Here is a 19,075-nt window from a genome sequence, read left to right on the forward strand (position 1 = left end):
GGATGGGAAAGATGGATGCAAAAACATGTCTAAATCAATTCCGAACGGAGTATCAACATCGGTTCAAAGTTGGAACCCTTAAAAATTATTGTTCGGACATCAACCAATTCCTCCAATACGAGGACAAGGCTATCGATAAAATTACAAAGCGGGATATACGGAACTGGTTGACCTTTCTGTCAACCGAAAAAGGATACCTGCCGTCCACCTTAAATAATAAGATTAAGGCTTTAAAGAATTTCTTCTGTTTTTGCCGGGAAGAGGGATTCATCCCACAGGACATAGCCAAAGACATCAACTTCGTGTATAGGGAGGAAAAACTTCCCCGTTACTTGACAAAGGAACAGTTAACAGCCCTACGGGAATTGCTGAAGGGGAAAATTCAAGAGCGAGCAGTCATGGAAGTATTGTATTGCACAGGTGTCCGAATCAGTGAGCTGATTGCGATGAAAAAGTCGGATGTTAATTGGACGGAAAGAACGATAACGATTCCGAATGGAAAAGGGGATGTCGGACGCTATGTCCTGTTTACATCGGAGTGTGAACAACACTTGAAAGCCTACCTCGATAGCCGGACGGATGATTTACCCGATGTTTTCGTCTTATCTAATACTGTCGGCGTGACGAAGCATCCGAATGTCGTGGGCGAATGGTTTCGTTACTATTCAAGAAGTCTGGGTGTTAAGGTGTCACCGCACACCATGCGGCATACGTTTGCAGCACACTTGGCGCAAAAAGGCATGCCTTTGGAATGTATTCAAGAATTGATGGGCCACGCGAATTTCCAGACGACCCGGATCTATGCGAAATTATATGACCATGCACGTAAGGAAATGTACGATGAATGGATGTAAGAATCCCCTTTAGATAAGGGGATTCCGTTCATTCCCATCAAAAATGGAAATGGAAGTGCTTCGCATAAAACCCACTAACCCGACCTACAATAAACGACAGAATGCCTAAAACCCTTGGTATGTATGGGTTTTAGGCGTTTTTTGTTGATGTGATTAAAATGGAAAGTGCAACTAACCTATCTTCGCATTTAAACAAGGTTGACATCTATGAAATCATGCGTTCTTGACTACACCAGAATATCGTGACCCCAACGATTTACTTGGAAAAATGATTACTGCCACGCATTTTTACCACCTGTGGCATCTATTTTACCATTGAACGCCAAGTTATTTACCACACAACAGTCGTGTACCATTCACCTAAGAAGGCGTATCTACAGGGGAACGGGATGTTTTAACAACATGATCACACGGCTGAATGTGTGCTTGTTAATAACTTGACACCGAGCCTCCGCAGGGCATGACTCAGAGCGGGAAACCTGCTCACGTGCCAGCTTGTCCCGCCGAGGCTATCATTCCTGTCACTCGGCGTAAAGTTGCAAATTATTGAATCGGCAGCTTTCCACAGACATGATGTATCCTGTACTCATATCACATATGCAATGGGCGCGAATGAAATTTACGTGCTGGTAAACTATTTTCATTTGCTGGTACAATTCTTGTCGTTTGTTGGTAAAATACATGGCAAGGGTGGTACATTTCATAGGCTGAATCAGAAAAGGTGTTCGCGGGGGAGAAACACGGGATTCATTCCTGGAAATCGGATGCTCTTGGGCAATATATTTAACAATAGAAATTGAATACGGTTGATAATGTTTGACCTGATTGACAGCAAAGCGCTCTATCCTAATTAGGATAGAGCGCTTTATTCATCAAATTTTGTTAGTACTTGTTGAAAACCAATTAAGTTGAATTTCTTGAGGAAGTTTAAGAATGGAAAAAATACGAGTGTGTAATTTCTTAAAAAATATCAGCTTTTTAAGGTAGAAGCGGCCAAAATGCTGAAATTCAATCATTTTGGTTTAAAAGAGGGTACTAAATAACCTCTTTTAATAATTATATATATTACTTTGCTACTAACTTGAATATTTAAAATCTATTTGCAGTGAGATATAGTATAATAGTTCATAATAATCTTAACACTTGTAATAGAAGCTTTAATAATTCTTATAGGAGGAGTTAATTTGAGTGTAAAACACTATAAACTAATTATTTTTTTCCTGGCGATGATAATTATCCTTTTACCAATAGTGGATTATTATTTATTTAAGCCTAGAGACTCCTTGGAGTTACACCAAGCATTGGCATTTTCGGGCACTTTCGAAAAGGCAGGAAAACTTATGTTAGATGGAAATCAGTCAAATCTTTCAATTGAGGATTATAATACTATAAGTGAACGGCAAGCTGTTTATGGTATCTATCAATATACTTTATTGGAATACGGTAATAAGACTTTCTTAATTGAAACAACGCCAGGAGGCAAGAAACTGGAAATTATTCGAGTAACTGAATTGCCCGAAGAAGTTTCTGATTTTTTGATAAAAGATTAAAAATGTAGTCTTAAGATTTCAATAAAAAGAGACTGGGACATAACTATTCTCAAAATAGGAACCCTTACCTGTCGTTCGGGATTTTTATTAGATTCACGACAATTAACGGGAGGTCCATTTAGAACACGTGTCTAATAATTGGAGTGCAGTTCATACCAAGTCACTTAACATCATGGTTATTCTCTATTTCAGACGTGTTCAAGTAATTAGAATGGGGCATATCAAGATTAAAAACCAGCTGCTTTTCGAATTCCTATATTAAGAATGTCATATTCCGGTAAATGTGTACTTGAATACTTATTTGATCTAAGCTCTTTTCCGTTTCTCTGATTATAATAGATAACGCTTATTATCTGATGGGAATGGCGATGAACATTATATCCATCCACTTGTACCAAATAATTATAATGTGACTTATCAGCTTCGTACCAACCAGCAAGCGGGGCAGTAGTATTGGCACCAGAAAAACCAACCCCAAGGGAAACAAGAAGTGTAGCAACAACGACAATAACTGCGTCATAAACTACAGCAATTGCTGTACCAATTACTGACAAAGCAGTATCCGCTAAAAAATCGAATGCATAATAATTTATTCTATCCGTAATGATTTCCCGATATAGATGGCCAGTTAATTTCCAACCGTCGTGATACATAGATTGAACCCACGTCATACCTCCTGGGATTGAATTTATAGTCATATCATCCGGTGTCAATACTTCTTGAACCGATTCAACCTGTTGTATCAAATCGTTTGCATTATATGTTTTAACCTCTTTAACTTGTCCCATACTGTCTTTAGAAGAGGCTGAGAATTTTGAATCAGTGTCTAATATATAGTTAGTGATTACTGATGAATACTCATTTCCTTCTTTTTTTTCTGACGGAGTAGTCTGTAACCTCTCCATTAACATAAGTGATAACCTTTAATTCCAAATCATTCACCTGATACTCAAGTTCGATCTTATTGCCTTCTTCATCAAAAAAAACTTCCCTAGTGTTTTCTCACAACAATTGCCGTGTCAGTAAAGATCGGCATCTTTGCACCGGCCACCCTGAGGTAGTGGTTAGCCACCAACAATTTGAATCAAGTAAGAGATGCATCCATTTCAAATGGGGTCACTAGAACGTCTTGATATACATTTGTAATTAACATTTTGTGTGTAAATTTTCCGATATCAATCGCAACAAATAGAAGCCATCGTTTTCACTTCTCTTTTTGGAGTTGGATAATAAAAGTTCTTTGGTTGGAACTTTTGGTATGCCCTGAAACGATTGTTTTGTGCATTCATGGGGTTATATTACATAAAGGATTCTAGGACAATATAGAATTTAACGAGAACTCTGTACTCGCAATAATTTGTTGAAAACTGTTGTTTCTAGTTTAACGTTACAAGTGTGCAGTCATATATCAATTCATTTCTTCCGCATCCTCGAAAATATTATTTTTTTGTACATTAAAACAGCCCTTTTCAATGTTGAAGAAAAGGGCTGTTTATGCGACTCAGAATATAATGCTCTACTCCTAGTCTCGTGTTCAACGTAGATTGCAAAGGAGGCAAATTGACTCAAGACTTTTTATTAATCTTATCGAGAATAACGATTTGCAATCCTAAGATTAATCCAATAGGAACGGCCAGACTGAAAAATGGTCCTAAGTCTTCCTTGAATATATTAACAAATATTAAAAATATAACTAAACAACCAACCATGCCTGATAGTAACTGAATTATCATTCTCATTTATTACACCATTCTTTCAAATAATCTTAGTAATCGAATAGTATCATAGGTGAAGTTGCTTTAGTAGTTGTAGTTACACCGCCGACAGATATTGAACCCGTTTTAATACCAATACTAGGTGAAATAGAAAGCGCTATTGTAAGATGATCATAATGTCCGTAAGCGTTTGCCCTAATGTCTTGTGAGTTCCCTTTTTGTACTTCAAATGAAAGGTAGCCCTGTTGATCCAATGGAGACCCGTTCGAAGCGATCCATGTTAAATCAAAATATGCAGCAGCTCCTTGAGCATTGTTCTGTATAGACTTTGCATCCCGATATTTTGTACCTTGCCCGTCAACGTAACTATACTTAAATTTTTGTGTGCCTGGAACCTTAACTGCACTTGCAGAGTGTGTAAGACCTAGTACATCTGAAAATGCAACGTTTGGTGGTCTTAACCATAAAAAAGAGTTCTTTAAAAATGTATTACCATTGCTCAGTTTAGCGGATGTAATGGTTAAACTAATCCAAGTAGCAATTAACTATTAGCAATAGCATGTCACAAACTACAAACGCTATTCCTCTTTTTTCTTCTTCATGTTTAAAGAAGTTAGATAGGATTAGCCTCACAAATAGAATGACTAGCATGAGACTTGTAAAATCTACCATATCCGCTGTAAAGTTACGATCAAAGTCTATTGATATTGTCCTTTCGAATTTAACTTTATCATCAAAGAATCTATGAAATTAAAGGCACTGTTTATGAAATAAGCGATACTTATTAAGCAATCGCGCCTGATTCTTGATTATGATTACTGAAACAAACCAAATATCCCAACAAACGAATACATTAGGACTGTAACAATTATCGCCCCTGCCAGTAAATAGCCAATCGACCATATAATAAATTTAAAAACGTCATATACAGCACCTGCTAAGTCATCAACAAATCTTGACACTAAAAGTCCCCTCCCTGCAATTGCTGAAGATTGTAATTGAAGTAAAGTATACTACACTACATTACGGGTCCCTGAATCGTGCGCTTTTTTGCACGGCTAATGTTGTGCTCTCTTTTTGCATTTTTGCTATTGACTTCGCATAGTTGGTCTAATACTGTGCGATGCACTATTCAAATTGTTGTTAGCTTTATAATCCGAGTCTGGCACCTACTTCAGCATACTCTATATCTTTTCTTTCTGCATTCCAATCATCCCCTGTTTGTCCGTCCCATATCGCTCCTGTTTCAACGAATTCGACAGACGTAAACAACTTCCGGGCGGCTTCGTTTACCATCCAATATGATGTAGCAACTGCATCGGCTTTTCCTTGTGGAAACGACTTTATGTAATCAATAATTTTCATCATTGCTTGTTTGCCAAATCCTTTGCCTTGATGCTTTTTATCAATCATAAAGCGATTAATTCCATAGGTATATTTATCTCCATATTTTTCAAGTAGAAGTGAACTTTCCGTCAGTTCGTAAAATCCAATATCGACATATCCTATGACTTCATCACTGTTGCATATAGCGAAGATCATAGGAGGTTTTTCGTCGTTGAGTATCCTCACATAGGCTCTAGCCAAACAATATATGCTGGAATCCACATTTCCTTTCTGCTCATCTGTTATGCTTAACTTCAACACTGCGTCAAAATTATCGTGAGTAATCTTTCTTAATTCAATCATTTTTCTTCCCTACTTCCGAAAATATAAATTCGCTGCATCTGCTCGTAACGCCGTTCCCGTCCCCAAGGGCAAGGGCGAAGCGCAGCGCTGACAGGCGGGCGCGTCCTGTCCGGCTTACTTCACAATTGCGTCGTTTTGAAAAATGAAATCAACTATTTCCCCCCTTCTTCAAATCATCTACATATTGCATTCCTTCCAGCATGGAAAGCCCCAGTGTTTTTCGTGCTATTTTTTCCGCCTTGATAGCCTCTCCTTGGCTAATTAATTTCCTTAATTCATCATTTATCGGGTTTTCCGGGACGCCGTTTTGTTTGGACAATTGCGTAAGGATGTATTTTATCCCTGTAACACGGCGATTGATTTTCCAAACGATGACTATTAACCAAAGAATAGCGATGAAAAATAGTATCTCAATCACGTTAATTTCCATTTCATATCCCCTTTCCCCATCTTTTCTTTTAAAATGTCTGCTACTTAAATAACGGATATAGCTTTAATTCTTTTACATCCCCAGCTGCAGAGTCCAAAAATTAGTCCTGATGTTATAAAAAAAGAGTGAAATAACATTGCTTCCGGGGAAAATGGGTTCACGCTTCCAAAAGATAATGTTATAAAAAATGTCGGTATAAAAAATACAAGAATACATCCAATAGGATAGAGTAATCCTATTATTTTTGTGCACCTTTTATCAATAAAGTAGATAATCCCTAAATAAATTGGAGTTGCAACTAAAAAGAATGCAATGCCACCCCAAAATAAAACGGCTTTCATGTCACCACCACTCATTGATTGGTCCCAAACAATTTTTAATGTCAGGATATAAGAGAAAAAACCTCCAATAAAAGACAATAACGGGGTGACTACATAAAAGTATAAATTCACCATTCTACCCTCCCTAATTTTATTACGCAATTCGCTTCTAATAGGGTTCAATTATCCTTATAATTAATCTGCCAATCTTGCTCAATGTTATACAGGCCACCTCGAAAAGCACTTTTCGTTTATTTTACCACAAAAACTCTCGAACCCTTCTAAATTATCATTTTATTATATCTATTCTCTTTTTACGGTGTTTGTTCTCCAGGGGGACAGAAATCCAAGTTAAGAATTGATGTGAATTTCCCAACGAAAAAAGGCGGCGATTGCCACCTCTTTAAATTATATTGTCCCACAATCGTACCTGTTAGTTGAAGACTGGTTTCTTGATCCTTGTGTAGCTTTTTCAACAAAGAACTTGTAAGACCATCATCTTAATTATGTTAATTAAGCTTCAACGAAATTGAATTTACTTCTTTACTATCTCCATCTTGCGTTACAAGAATGTCTTGTTGTTCAGAGGTCCCATCTGTATATGTTACTTTTACATTAATGATTACGTCTTCAGCTATTACATTATTGCCATCGTGAGGAATTGCAAGTGTATATTTATAGTTTTCCTGTTCATTATAGATAACTGTGTAGGTATTCCCAATTTCCTTTATACCTTCGTAAATATCCGAACCAGGTTCTCTACCAATGATATAGATCTTTTCTGCTTCTAACCATTCTCTATCTACATACTTTTCATATGTAAATTTAACATCCTCTATAAATTTACCATCGCTCATTGTATAAGTAATTGAGTCAATCTGTTCTCCAGCTATTTTGAGCATCACATCTGTAAAAATCAAATTAACCCCACCACCACTTGTACTTACAAGACCAAATCTAACTCCTGTTGCTAATTCAATAGCAGCTTTTTCTGATGTTATCGGTGTATTCAGTTGATCCTCATTATCGCTCAATGCATAGGCAGTAATTGTAAAATTTGCAACTTGGAGTTCTCCATTCTTATTAAAGTATGGAACTCCCAACATAATAACCAATAGGATTGCAAATGCACTCGCTATCGGAATCCACCTTTTAAAAAGTACTTGTCCCGATTTTCTCCTTCCTATATTCTCTTTCAAACGTTCTTCCATGGCTTTCGACATTTCAATAGAGGTAACCGCATCTTTGATCTTCTCAAAGTCCATATTCATTCTCCTTTCGATATCTTTCTCGAAGAATCTCTCTACCCCGTTGTAACCGCTTTTTCACAGCTGACGAAGTAATGGTAAGTATTTTTGCTATTTCGTCGACTTTATAACCCTCCACATAATGAAGTAACAAAACAATCTTTTCTTTAGTTGGCAATCTTATAAGCTGATCGAGTAAACCATAACTTTCCTTCCTTTTACTATAGAGTTGCAGGTCGTTGATATTCATATGCCTTCGGATTATGTTGTACCTTCTCATATTCTTACAGCGATTCGTGGCAATCGTTATCAACCATGCCTTCTCATGTTCTGCATCATTGAAAATTGGTGATTTAGTTAAATACGTAATAAAAGTGTCTTGTACAACATCCTCCGCATCTTTCTCATTGGACAATAGAACGAGACATATCCTAAACAGCATATTGCCGTATGTTTCGACAATTCGCTCAACATCTAGTTCAGTCGACCAAACTACTTGTTGCAACGTCACTCAACCCCTTTCACTACTAACACAATTGAAGATACCAAATGGTGACATTTTATTTGAGAAAACGAATAATAATCAAAAAGTGCTTAGTTCATTGGAAAACTAAGCACTTCTCCATTATATATCTTTTATAAAACATGGAGGTTGCCTGCAAATCATCCTTCCGCAATCTTGCTTTCCCTTAACATGTCCAACGCATATAAAAGATCCAAATCTTCATCAATATGCTTAGGTGTCCAAGGGATATAATGATCAGGTCGGATCCCTTTTCCGTGCAATGGATCGTTCGGCGTCTTATGGACGCGACGGGACATCGGGTAATAGAGTGAGTACATGTCATCCCATTCTTTGATGAGCAAATCGCTGTAGTCATTGACGCCCATCGTGGCGCGTCCGATTACAGTGGTTTTGGATGACTCCATGCAGATTTCCACAAAGTATTCGGCTGCACTTGCGCAATAGACATCCGTCATCACGATTACATTCTTAGGGGAATCAGTACCTTCGAACTTTAAGGCCTCCGCCTCCAATTCATCCGAAAAGTCCATTGTCACAAAACCTTGACCGCGATATTTTTCACACTCTTCTTCAATTGAGTCAAAGAATTTCAGTGTCTCAACATCAGTGATCTCTTTTCTTAGTTGCTGGCAGAGCTGGATGAACAGATCCGAGTTTCGATTGGTGTAATTGAATTCCTTCAACTCACCTTCCGTGCTTGGGTGTTCATCTGGCGGGAAAATGTACGGCAATAAGTTCGAAAAAGATTTTCCGTTTCCTCCACCATTCTTTCGTACGTCGATGAACAGATTTGTACATGCCTTCAGCTTTCCCTCAAGTTTCTTCACGAATTCCATAGTCTCATCAACGTTGGCGGAGCTTGGTAAAGTGATTCGTATCGTCTCGTCATCAATTTCCTCCATCGAGGGTGTTAATTTTTTGGAAACAGGTTCGTAATCTTTCAAATCGAAGGTTAATAGTTTTCCGTTCTTATCCTCTATTACAATGGATGACGATTTATTGAGAAGATATGTCCAATCCTCGCGTTCTGCACTTGTCTCCCGCAAGAAGCTTCGATCCGAATTGCTGATCGTTTCGATTTTCTGTTGATCAATCGAAACGATCTTGGAACCGGCTGGAAACCTGTCTTCCTCGCAAGTCTCCACGACATAGAGCGCATCCTCATACCTTCTTGTCCGGAAACCGCGAGTGCTCGCTTTTACGTTTTCCGACCCTTTCAGATTGAAGTACATATGCCGATCCTGAAAAGCCATAAGATATTCGCTGACGAGATCCGTAAAAACTTTAGGTGTGATTTGCCGGCCGGCTATCAATCTTTCAATTTCTTCAAGATAATGGGCAGGGTCATCCCAGCCTCGTTTTTCCTCATATCCTGCGTAATCATGGTGTACGATATCGACAATTTCTTTAAATATTTCCATATAGCGAGTCATTGACGCTCACCCTTTCCTTTCAATGCTATTAACCGATTAGCCCCTTTTATATTCTTTCAGTTCTTCTAACCTCTGTGTTAATTCATCAATTTTCTGAAGTAGTAGTTCATCACTGTGATTTTTCTTTTTCATAAACGACACTACGGTGATGAAAAAATAAACGATAAAAACAATTATTAAAATATAGATAAGAAAAGACACCATAGAGGCAAATGCAAACATTTTTATCCCTCTTTCAAATAGTAGTTAATTAACTTCTTGCATGGACAATAAGTCGAGTTGGTATTTATATTCCACTCTTTTCTCTATTCCACAAATCAACAGAGATTCCTTCTTCATGCAATGAAAAAGAACCGCCACTTAGATGATGTTCGTTTTGTAATTCGAGAGCGGCGCGGGATTCTTGAGCGCGGATACGGATTCTTGAGCGCGGCGCGGGATTCTTGAGCGCGGATACGGAATCTTGAGCGCGGCGCGGGATTCTTGAGCGCGGATGCGGAATCTTGAGCGCGGCGCAGGAATCTTGAGCGCGGATGCGGATTCTTGAGCGCGGCACGGGATTCTTTGAGCGCGGATACGGAATCTTGAGCACGGCGCGGGATTCTTGAGCACGGATACGGATTCTTGAGCGCGGCGCGGGATTCTTGAGCGCGGACACGGAATCTTGAGCGCGGAGCAGGATTCTTGAGCGCGGATGCGGAATCTTGAGCGCGGCGCAGGAATCTTGAGCGCGGATGGAAATTCTTGAGCGCGGCGCGAGATTCTTGAGCGCGGATGCGGAATCTTGAGCGCGGCGCGGGATTCTTGAGCGCGGACACGGATTCTTGAGCGCGGATGGAAATTCTTGAGCGCGGAGCAGGATTCTTGAGCGCGGATACGGAATCTTGAGCGCGGCGCAGGATTCTTGAGCGCAAAAAGACTGTAGATAACGCTAAAAATCAAGCGTTTTCTACAGTCCGGGGCCCCTATAAGTATAGGAAGCCTTCTACTATTAGTTAGTTTTAATTTTCTTAATCTCTTCAATCATCATAGGGATGACTTCGAACAAGTCTCCTACAATACCGTAGTCTGCTACTTTGAAAATGTTTGCTTCCGGGTCTTTGTTGATCGCTACGATTACTTTCGAGTTGGACATTCCAGCCATATGTTGGATGGCGCCGGAGATACCTGCTGCGATATAAAGGTCAGGTGTTACGACTTTACCTGTTTGACCGATTTGTAAAGAGTAGTCGCAGTAGTCCGCGTCACATGCTCCGCGTGATGCTCCTACAGCACCGCCAAGCAATTTTGCCAACTCTTCAAGTGGTGCGAAGCCTTCAGCGCTTTTCACTCCGCGGCCGCCAGCAACAACAACTTTCGCTTCTGACAAATCGACACCTTCAGTAGATTTACGGACAACTTCGCTAATGACTGAGCGAAGATTCGTAATGTCAACTGAAACTGAAGATACATCTCCTGAACGGCTGTCGTCTTTCGCCAATGGTGCGATATTGTTCGGTCGGATTGAGATGAAAAGAAGTCCTTCTTTGTTTTTCACTTTTTCGAACGCTTTACCGGAATAGATTGGACGAATGAATACTGCATCGTCCCCTTCTCCTTCAATAGTTGTAACATCAGAGATTAAACCTGATGCAAGCTTACTAGCGATCTTAGGAGATAGGTCTTTCCCTAAAGACGTATGTCCGAAAACAATTGCGTCTGGCTTTTCTTGCTCATATACAGCCATGAAAGCTTGGCCATATCCATCTGATGTATAGTGTTTCAAATGAGGGTGTTCAACCGTGAGGACACGATCTGCACCGTATGTGATCATTTCTGAGCCTAATGATTGTACAGCATCTCCAAATAATACGCCGACGACTTCGCCGCCGCCAGATACCGTTTTCGCTGCAGCAATCGCTTCAAATGAAACGTTTCGCAATACTCCTTCTCGAGCTTCACCAAGTACTAATACTTTTTTAGACATATTGAGTCCCTCCCGTTACTGTATGAATTTCCATTAAAGTACTTTTGCTTCTTTATTCAAAAGTCCCACAAGCTCTTTCACTTGATCAGCTATGTCGCCTTCAAGAACACGTCCGGCTGCTTTTTGTGGTGGAAGATAGATTTCGATTGTTTCAGTTTTAGCTTCAACATCATCTTCATCGATGTCCAAATCATCCAACTCAAGCTCTTCAAGTGGCTTTTTCTTCGCCTTCATAATGCCTGGGAGGGAAGGATAGCGTGGCTCGTTTAACCCTTGTTGTGCAGTGACTAATAAAGGCAGGGACGTTTCAATTGTCTCGGAATCCCCTTCTACGTCGCGCACGATTTTAACTGAAGTGCCATCGATTTCAAGGTTCGTGATTGTTGTAACATAATTGATGCCTAATAGTTCCGCAACACGTGGACCGACTTGTCCTGAGCCACCGTCAATCGCAACGTTTCCAGCAAGGATTAAATCAGCGTCTTTATCTTTCAAGTACTCCGCGATGATTTTGGCTACTGTAAATTCGTCCATTTCGTCGAGGTCATCCTCAGTATTGATGAGAACTGCTTTATCAGCACCCATCGCTAGCGCCGTGCGCAGCTGTTTTTCAGCCTCTTCGTCCCCGATTGTAATGACAGTCACTTCTCCGCCATTCGCATCACGAACCTGAATCGCTTCTTCGATAGCGTACTCGTCATATGGGTTTATAATGAATTCAGCGCCGTCGTCTACAATCTTGCCGTTTGATACTGCGATTTTTTCCTCTGTGTCAAATGTACGTTTAACCAATGCATAAATGTTCATATTGCATACCTCCTTGGCTTATTTAGTTCCCTTTGAAATGTGGTTCTCTTTTTTCAATGAACGCCTGAATGCCTTCTTTGGCATCTTCAGAAACAAATACTTCTCCGAACGAATCGGCTTCAGCCTTGACGCCTTCATAGTAGGAATCCGGCTTGGTAAATTGGAGCATCTGTAAAGCGGCTTTCATGGCAATCGGGCTTTTCTTCGCGATTTTCTTAGCCATTTCCATTGTTTTCGGAAGTAGTTCCTCTTCTGAAAACGCATGATTTGCAAGGCCGAAGCGCACAGCTTCCTCACCCGTAATCGGTTCACTTGTCAATAGCATTTCCGCAGCTCTTGCCACCCCAACATATCGAGGCAGGCGCTGTGTCCCGGCAAATCCGGGGATTAATCCAAGTTGCAATTCAGGCAGGCCTAACTTTGCCTTTTCAGTTACAACTCGAATATGACAGCCCATTGCAAGCTCCAACCCGCCACCTAAGGCAGCGCCATGAATTGCTGCGATTACCGGCTTCTTAAAGCTTTCAAGCCTTTCAAATACGTCTTGCCCTGCGGCCGAAAGCTTAGTGAATTCTTCTCCAGATGAAACGGTCGTAAATTCCTTAATATCAGCTCCCGCAGAGAAGAATCTCCCTTCTCCATGAAGGATGATTACCCTTACTGAATCATCATTCTCCACTGAGTCGAGCATTCTATCAATCTCTTTGATAAGACCACTTGATAACGCATTTGCTGGCGGTCTATTGATTGATACAATTGCCACGCCATCTTCCCTATCGATTTTCAAGAACTCCATTTTATCCCGTCCCTTCCCCAACAAGACGATGTTTTCGCCATGAGTACTATTAAGATTTCATGCCATTCAATAAAAGGCGGTGTACTTCCGGTGTTAGTTTTAATAAATCATACTTTTGATCATTCATTACCCAAGAGGTGATTGTTTCATCTATCGTGCCAAAAACCATTTGCCGTGCGAGTCGGATATCGATCCGTCCGTCAAATTCACCTTTTTCAATTCCTTCTTTTAAAATGGAATCGAGCAAAACCAAATATTCCTTAAGCACCTCGTTAATCCTGTAACGGAGATCCTTATTGGACTGGCGCAACTCCAATTGGGTTACAATTGCAAGATGGCGATCGCTATATAGCAAATGGAAATGGTTGTCTATCATCTTGTAAAGCTTTTCTGTTGCAGTGATTTCCGTTGCAAGGATCTCTTTAACGTTTTCAACGAAGACACTCATCTTCTCTCTGAAGACAGATACGAGGATATCCTCTTTATTTTTAAAATAAAGGTAAATTGTCCCGTCCGCCACGCCAGCTTCCTTTGCTATCTTCGACACTTGCGCCTGGTGATAGCCGTTTTCAGCAATAGCGATGACAGCCGCATCCACTATTTGCTTATATTTTGGTTTCTCGCGTTTCAATTGTTCTCACCACCAAAAAGAAGAAAATATGAATGACTGTTCATTCATATTTTCATAATAATCGTTTATTCGGTTATCGTCAAGTGTTTCGTCACGAAGTTTTTAATTCGAGTTCCATCTTCTTTTTCTCTTCGTCGATCAACGAACGGCGTAATATTTTGCCGACCGCTGTTTTCGGAAGCTCTTTTCGGAATTCGTATTCCCTTGGCACTTTATATGACGCCAAGCTTTCCCGGCAATACTTATCTAATTCTTCTTCCGATACCGTTTCCCCTTCTTTTAATACGATATAGGCTTTCACAGTCTCCCCGCGATAAGGATCAGGAATACCCGCAACAACACATTCAACGATTGCCGGATGCTCATAAAGAACCTCTTCGATTTCACGTGGATAAATATTAAAACCGCTTGCGATGATCATATCCTTCTTCCTATCAACTACATAGAAATGTCCTTCATCATCCATATAACCTAAATCACCGGTTAAAAACCATCCATCGCGGAAAGTAGCTGCAGTGTCTTCCGGTCGGTTCCAATAGCCCTTCATGACTTGCGGACCTTTCACCGCAATCTCCCCAACTTCTCCGTTCGGTAGAGGCTCTGATGAATCGGGACCAAGTATACAGGCATCCGTATCAGGCCATGGTACACCGATGGAACCTTTGACACGCCTCTTTTCCCAGAGGAAGTTAGCAATTGCAACTGGAGATGTTTCAGTTAAGCCATAGCCTTCAACCAATTTACCTCCAGTAACCCTTTCAAACTTTTCTTGTAGTTCTACCGGCAATGCCGCAGATCCACTCAGACATGCCTTGATAGATGAAAGATCATATTTCGATAATTGCGGGTGGTTTAATAATCCAATATAAAGTGTCGGAGCACCCGGAAACAAGGTAGGCTTTTGTTTATCGATCAGCTTTAAAGCCATGTCATAATCAGGTTTAGGCATCAAGACCATTTTATTGCCAAGCATGACAGAAAGGATTAATACTGTTGTCATTCCATACACGTGGAAAAATGGCAGAATTCCCAATAAGGTCTCTTCGCCTTCTTCACATTTATACAGCCATGCATTACACATTTGCGCATTGCTGATGAGATTCGCATGCGTCAACATGACCCCTTTTGGCGGTCCAGTCGTTCCACCCGTGTATTGAAGCAACGCAATATCTTCATCAAAATTGAATTCGTATGAAACTAATTCCGGTTTTGCTATTTTCATAATTTCAGTAAAAAGATGATTCATCCCTCGATGCTCCACTTTCACTACGATGCCGTGCTCTTTCTTTTGTATGAATGGATAAACGAGATTTTTCGGGAATGGCAAGTAATCTTTTATCCCCGTGATGATCACATGCTCCAACTTCGTCTCTTTTACGACCTTAGAAATTCTTCCGAATAAAATATCAAGCGAAATAATTACTTTCGCCCCTGAATCGGACATTTGATAAGCTAATTCCCTTTCCGTATACAAAGGATTCGTTTGAACAACAATTGCCCCAATATAGAGAATACCGAAGTAAGCAATTGCACCTTGCGGACAATTCGGCAGCATGATGGCAACACGATCGCCTTTTTCGACTCCGAGGGACTTTAGATAGTTTGCAAATTTCAATGCTGAGTCATGGAACTCACTATAGCTAATGTTCTTCCCCATGAAGTGCATGGCTGTTTTATCAGGAAACTTTTCCGTGGCCCTGGTCAGGAATTCTTGCAACGGAATCCGATCATACTCGATTGTCCTTGGTATTTCCTTGGGATACAGATTCAACCATGGTTTCTCCGTCATTATATTACCCCCTTTTCATAATCAAATTCTTTGAAAATTCCTTCTTAGTTTATTATATCGATAAATGAATCCGCTTTCAAATAGAATATTACTTTGACTATGAAAAAATGCCTTGACTGATAACTTTTCAGTCAAGGCGTATTTGTAAACATCCAATATACTCCTACAAGGATAAAGAGAACACAAACGACGAGTAATATTTTAGATAATTTCTCCATTGTCTATCTCCTATGAAATACTTGCTCCAATTACAAATGATAGGCCAACCGAAATTGTTAAGGAAATAAATCCTACTGAACGGTTATCGGCTTCGATTTCTTTGTCGATGTTAAACTTCGGTGTGAGAAATTCGAAAAGAATGTAGGCGATGACTAATAGGATGAATCCGAACAGGCCCCATCCAATCATTTGCGGAAGCGTGTTGTGCTGTTCTATGGAATAGCGAAAGATATTGGCGACTCCGAATATCTTTCCCCCTGTGGCTAAAGCGACTGCCACATTTCCCTTTCTGATTTCTTCCCAGTTCTTATATTTGGTGACCAGTTCGAATAATACCATCGAAAAGATAAGGCAAAGGACTACGACGCTAAAGTAGCCTGTTGTTTCGACGAGCGGGTGACTCCAAAATCCTGTTTCTGTCATTGATATAATGGCTCCTTTTTGTCATTCGTTTAATCTACCGTATACGAATGAGAACGAGAAAGGTTTCAAATTTAATGTGAAAACATGAATATCGTTGATTTACGCTACAGGCGGACGCGTTCCGGGGGGCGGGCGGTGAGCCTCCTCGGTCGCTACGCGACACTGCGGGGTCTCACCTGTCCCGCTAATCCCCCAGGAAAAGCCGTCACGAAGAACGGCTTTTGCGAACAAAAGCGAAGCGTTGAGAGCACATCTTTGCACTTTGCCGCCTTTCGCTTCAATCAACAAAAACCCTACACATAGATGAATTATAATCTATAAACCATTATTTCAACTCCACCACAGTTACCCCATGTCCGCCTTCTCCGGCTTCGCCGTAGCGGTAGCTTTTTACGCGGGGGTGGTTTTTTAGATAGGTTTGTACCCCTTGGCGTAAGGCGCCTGTGCCTTTTCCGTGGATGATTGAGACTTGGTGGTAATTGGAAAGAAGCGCGTCGTCCAAGTATTTTTCTGTTCGGTGCAATGCATCTTCGTATCGTTCGCCACGTAGGTCGAGTTCCAGTTTGACGTAGGAGTCCCTTCCTCGGACGGAGGCGGATACGACTGGGTCTTTCATCTTTTCCGGTTTTGTGTATTCGAGAACGGTTTCGTCTAACTTCATCTTTAAGATGCCGATTTGGACGATCCATTCCTTGTCGGATACTTTTTCGATTAAAGTACCTTTTTGGCCGTATGTGATGACTTTTACTTCATCGCCAACTTCCAATGGACGCGGGGCTGCTTTTGCTTTGATATTTTTCTTTTTATCTTCTGGTGCAGCGCCTTCCAGTCTTTTACGGGCTTCGATCAGTTCATGCTCTTTAACGCTTGCCCCAGCGTTTAGGCGAAGGGCCCTCAAGTCAGAGATGACTGCTTCTGATTCAACTCGAGCGTTGTCGACGATTTTCTTGGCTTTCTCTTTTGCATTGTCAACAAGCTTTTCTTTCATTTCCTCGAATTCTGCGAGTTTCGTTTCGAGTTCGCGTTTTAAGGTTTCCGTTTCAATTAGTAAAGCATGCGTCTTTTCCGCATCCTTTTCAGATTGAACACGGCTTGACTCCAACGACGCAATCATCGAGTCGACTTCTCCACGATCGGTGCCAGTAAATTTTTTGGCGCGCTTGATGATATGTTCATGAAGGCCGAGTCTTTTTGAAATTTCAAATGCATTACTTCGACCGGGCACACCGATTAATAAACGATAAGTAGGGCTTAACGTATCGATATCGAACTCCACACTTGCGTTTGCCACACCCGGACGATTGTAACCGTAGGCTTTCAACTCCGGATAATGCGTTGTGGCCATTACTCTCGCACCCGTTCCATGAACTTCATCCAAAATGGAAATTGCCAACGCAGCGCCTTCCTGAGGATCGGTTCCTGATCCCAACTCATCGAAAATAAGTAATGAACGCGAGTCGAATTTCTTCAGGATATCGACGATGTTCACCATATGGGATGAAAACGTACTCAAGCTTTGTTCGATAGATTGTTCATCGCCAATATCGGCATAGACGGATTCAAATACGGCAACTTCAGAGCCATCCAAAGCAGGGATTGGAAGTCCGGCCTGTGCCATCAATGTACATAATCCGACTGTTTTCAATGTTACCGTCTTTCCGCCGGTATTCGGTCCCGTAATAACAATCGTTGTTATATCCTTGCCGAATTCAATCGTGTTCGCAACCGCCTGATCTATCGGCAATAAAGGGTGACGGGCTCTCGCCAAACGAATATATCCTTCATTGTTCACTTCCGGCTTCGTACATTTATGGGCAGTACCATATTTCGCTTTGGCAAGGATAATATCGATTTCAGATAACACATCAACAAGGACAAACAGATCATGTGCGACTGCCTGAACTTTTATCGATAACTCTTGTAAGATCTTTTCTATCTCTTCTTTCTCTTTCATTTTCAAGTTGCGAATTTCATTATTTGCTTGAACAACTGCGTCCGGCTCGATGAATAATGTCTGTCCTGATGAGGACATATCGTGGATGACGCCACCAAAATGTGATCTGTACTCCGACTTAACCGGGATGACATATCGATCATTACGAATGGTTACGATTGAATCAGAAAGCATCTTTGCAGCATTTCGACCACGTGTATACCCTTCCAACTTTTCGCGTACTCGGCCTTCCTGAATGCGAAGACTTTGACGAATCGAACGAAGGGTTCCTGAGGCACTGTCAACGACATGACCGTTGTCATCTATTGCGGCATTAATCTCATGTTCAAGTCCCGTAAGGATCGGCAATGATTCTTTTTTGGCAAGAAAATGAGGTATCTTAATATCTTCATCAGCATCTACTGCTTCGATGAACTGCCTTAAAATCCGGCTTGCACGAATCGTATTAGCGGTTTCCATCAATTCATAACCACTAAGTACCCCGCCGATTTGCGCCCGTTTTGCATGCGGACGAATGTCGCTGATGCCCCCCATCGGGACATTTCCACGAACACGGAGAATGGCAAGTCCTTCGTCCGTTTCTTCTAGTAGACGAACAACTTCATCAAAATCACTTAGTGGAACTAATTTCTCCATATAAGACCGTCCGGCAGTAGATGTGCAGTATGTTGCAACGATGTCTCGGACTTTATCAAATTCAAGTGTTTTCAAGACACGGTTTTCCAA

The 19,075-nt window shown here is 40.9% G+C and carries 17 protein-coding genes; 2 read left to right on the top strand and 15 right to left on the bottom strand.

Going from position 1 to position 19,075, the window contains the following annotated elements:
- Positions 1 to 11: 11 nt before the first annotated feature.
- Positions 12 to 854, top strand: coding sequence for a tyrosine-type recombinase/integrase (locus tag NSQ43_RS13035; RefSeq protein WP_339250844.1), 843 nt, complete (start codon positions 12 to 14; stop codon positions 852 to 854).
- Positions 855 to 2,038: 1,184 nt separating this feature from the next.
- A complete protein-coding gene (locus NSQ43_RS13040) occupies positions 2,039 to 2,404 on the top strand; it encodes a hypothetical protein (RefSeq protein WP_339250846.1) in 366 nt (121 codons plus the stop codon).
- A 227-nt stretch (positions 2,405 to 2,631) separates the two neighbouring features.
- On the opposite strand, the gene NSQ43_RS13045 is transcribed toward NSQ43_RS13040, so the two are convergent.
- The 15 genes from NSQ43_RS13045 to NSQ43_RS13115 form a co-directional block, all read right to left on the bottom strand.
- Complete coding sequence (locus NSQ43_RS13045; protein WP_339250848.1) at positions 2,632 to 3,315, bottom strand: hypothetical protein; 684 nt, start codon at positions 3,313 to 3,315, stop codon at positions 2,632 to 2,634.
- A gap of 1,953 nt (positions 3,316 to 5,268) precedes the next feature.
- A complete protein-coding gene (locus NSQ43_RS13050) occupies positions 5,269 to 5,808 on the bottom strand; it encodes a GNAT family N-acetyltransferase (protein WP_339250850.1) in 540 nt (179 codons plus the stop codon).
- 148 nt (positions 5,809 to 5,956) lie between these two features.
- Complete coding sequence (locus NSQ43_RS13055) at positions 5,957 to 6,238, bottom strand: hypothetical protein (RefSeq protein WP_339250852.1); 282 nt, start codon at positions 6,236 to 6,238, stop codon at positions 5,957 to 5,959.
- A 44-nt stretch (positions 6,239 to 6,282) separates the two neighbouring features.
- A complete protein-coding gene (locus NSQ43_RS13060) occupies positions 6,283 to 6,693 on the bottom strand; it encodes a hypothetical protein (protein ID WP_339250853.1) in 411 nt (136 codons plus the stop codon).
- A gap of 374 nt (positions 6,694 to 7,067) precedes the next feature.
- Positions 7,068 to 7,823, bottom strand: a complete 756-nt coding sequence (locus tag NSQ43_RS13065) for a hypothetical protein (protein ID WP_339250855.1) — start codon at positions 7,821 to 7,823, stop codon at positions 7,068 to 7,070.
- Positions 7,813 to 8,310 (bottom strand): RNA polymerase sigma factor, encoded by a 498-nt coding sequence (locus NSQ43_RS13070; RefSeq protein ID WP_339250856.1) that lies wholly within the window; start codon positions 8,308 to 8,310, stop codon positions 7,813 to 7,815. The genes NSQ43_RS13065 and NSQ43_RS13070 overlap by 11 nt, the downstream gene beginning before the upstream one ends.
- A gap of 158 nt (positions 8,311 to 8,468) precedes the next feature.
- Positions 8,469 to 9,764 (bottom strand): S41 family peptidase, encoded by a 1,296-nt coding sequence (locus NSQ43_RS13075; RefSeq protein ID WP_339250857.1) that lies wholly within the window; start codon positions 9,762 to 9,764, stop codon positions 8,469 to 8,471.
- Positions 9,765 to 10,099: 335 nt separating this feature from the next.
- Positions 10,100 to 10,678: a hypothetical protein gene (locus NSQ43_RS13080; protein ID WP_339250858.1), complete on the bottom strand. Its 579-nt coding sequence runs from the start codon at positions 10,676 to 10,678 to the stop codon at positions 10,100 to 10,102.
- Between the two features lie 77 nt (positions 10,679 to 10,755).
- Entirely contained in the window at positions 10,756 to 11,730 is a 975-nt protein-coding gene (locus NSQ43_RS13085; RefSeq protein WP_339250860.1) for an electron transfer flavoprotein subunit alpha/FixB family protein, read from the bottom strand.
- 33 nt (positions 11,731 to 11,763) lie between these two features.
- The gene (locus NSQ43_RS13090) at positions 11,764 to 12,537 is read right to left on the bottom strand and encodes an electron transfer flavoprotein subunit beta/FixA family protein (RefSeq protein ID WP_339250862.1); all 774 of its coding nucleotides are present in this window, start codon (positions 12,535 to 12,537) and stop codon (positions 11,764 to 11,766) included.
- 22 nt (positions 12,538 to 12,559) lie between these two features.
- Positions 12,560 to 13,333 carry an enoyl-CoA hydratase gene (locus NSQ43_RS13095; RefSeq protein ID WP_339250864.1) on the bottom strand — a complete coding sequence of 258 codons (774 nt, stop codon included), beginning with the start codon at positions 13,331 to 13,333 and terminating at the stop codon, positions 12,560 to 12,562.
- Between the two features lie 49 nt (positions 13,334 to 13,382).
- The gene (locus NSQ43_RS13100; RefSeq protein ID WP_339250865.1) at positions 13,383 to 13,964 is read right to left on the bottom strand and encodes a TetR/AcrR family transcriptional regulator; all 582 of its coding nucleotides are present in this window, start codon (positions 13,962 to 13,964) and stop codon (positions 13,383 to 13,385) included.
- Positions 13,965 to 14,055: 91 nt separating this feature from the next.
- Positions 14,056 to 15,753, bottom strand: coding sequence for an AMP-binding protein (locus NSQ43_RS13105; RefSeq protein ID WP_339250867.1), 1,698 nt, complete (start codon positions 15,751 to 15,753; stop codon positions 14,056 to 14,058).
- 228 nt (positions 15,754 to 15,981) lie between these two features.
- Complete coding sequence (locus NSQ43_RS13110) at positions 15,982 to 16,395, bottom strand: DUF350 domain-containing protein (protein ID WP_339250869.1); 414 nt, start codon at positions 16,393 to 16,395, stop codon at positions 15,982 to 15,984.
- Between the two features lie 325 nt (positions 16,396 to 16,720).
- Entirely contained in the window at positions 16,721 to 19,075 is a 2,355-nt protein-coding gene (locus tag NSQ43_RS13115) for an endonuclease MutS2 (protein ID WP_339250871.1), read from the bottom strand.

The organism is Sporosarcina sp. FSL W8-0480 (genome assembly GCF_037963765.1).
Lineage (GTDB): Bacteria > Bacillota > Bacilli > Bacillales_A > Planococcaceae > Sporosarcina.

Coding starts and splice junctions, on each gene's coding strand:
- NSQ43_RS13055 (WP_339250852.1), bottom strand. CDS start 6,238: ATGGAAATTAACGTGATTGAGATACTATTTTTCATCGCTATTCTTTGG.
- NSQ43_RS13110 (WP_339250869.1), bottom strand. CDS start 16,395: ATGACAGAAACAGGATTTTGGAGTCACCCGCTCGTCGAAACAACAGGC.
- NSQ43_RS13050 (WP_339250850.1), bottom strand. CDS start 5,808: ATGATTGAATTAAGAAAGATTACTCACGATAATTTTGACGCAGTGTTG.
- NSQ43_RS13065 (WP_339250855.1), bottom strand. CDS start 7,823: ATGGACTTTGAGAAGATCAAAGATGCGGTTACCTCTATTGAAATGTCG.
- NSQ43_RS13095 (WP_339250864.1), bottom strand. CDS start 13,333: ATGGAGTTCTTGAAAATCGATAGGGAAGATGGCGTGGCAATTGTATCA.
- NSQ43_RS13090 (WP_339250862.1), bottom strand. CDS start 12,537: ATGAACATTTATGCATTGGTTAAACGTACATTTGACACAGAGGAAAAA.
- NSQ43_RS13045 (WP_339250848.1), bottom strand. CDS start 3,315: ATGTTAATGGAGAGGTTACAGACTACTCCGTCAGAAAAAAAAGAAGGA.
- NSQ43_RS13075 (WP_339250857.1), bottom strand. CDS start 9,764: ATGACTCGCTATATGGAAATATTTAAAGAAATTGTCGATATCGTACAC.
- NSQ43_RS13105 (WP_339250867.1), bottom strand. CDS start 15,753: ATGACGGAGAAACCATGGTTGAATCTGTATCCCAAGGAAATACCAAGG.
- NSQ43_RS13085 (WP_339250860.1), bottom strand. CDS start 11,730: ATGTCTAAAAAAGTATTAGTACTTGGTGAAGCTCGAGAAGGAGTATTG.
- NSQ43_RS13060 (WP_339250853.1), bottom strand. CDS start 6,693: ATGGTGAATTTATACTTTTATGTAGTCACCCCGTTATTGTCTTTTATT.
- NSQ43_RS13035 (WP_339250844.1), top strand. CDS start 12: ATGGATGCAAAAACATGTCTAAATCAATTCCGAACGGAGTATCAACAT.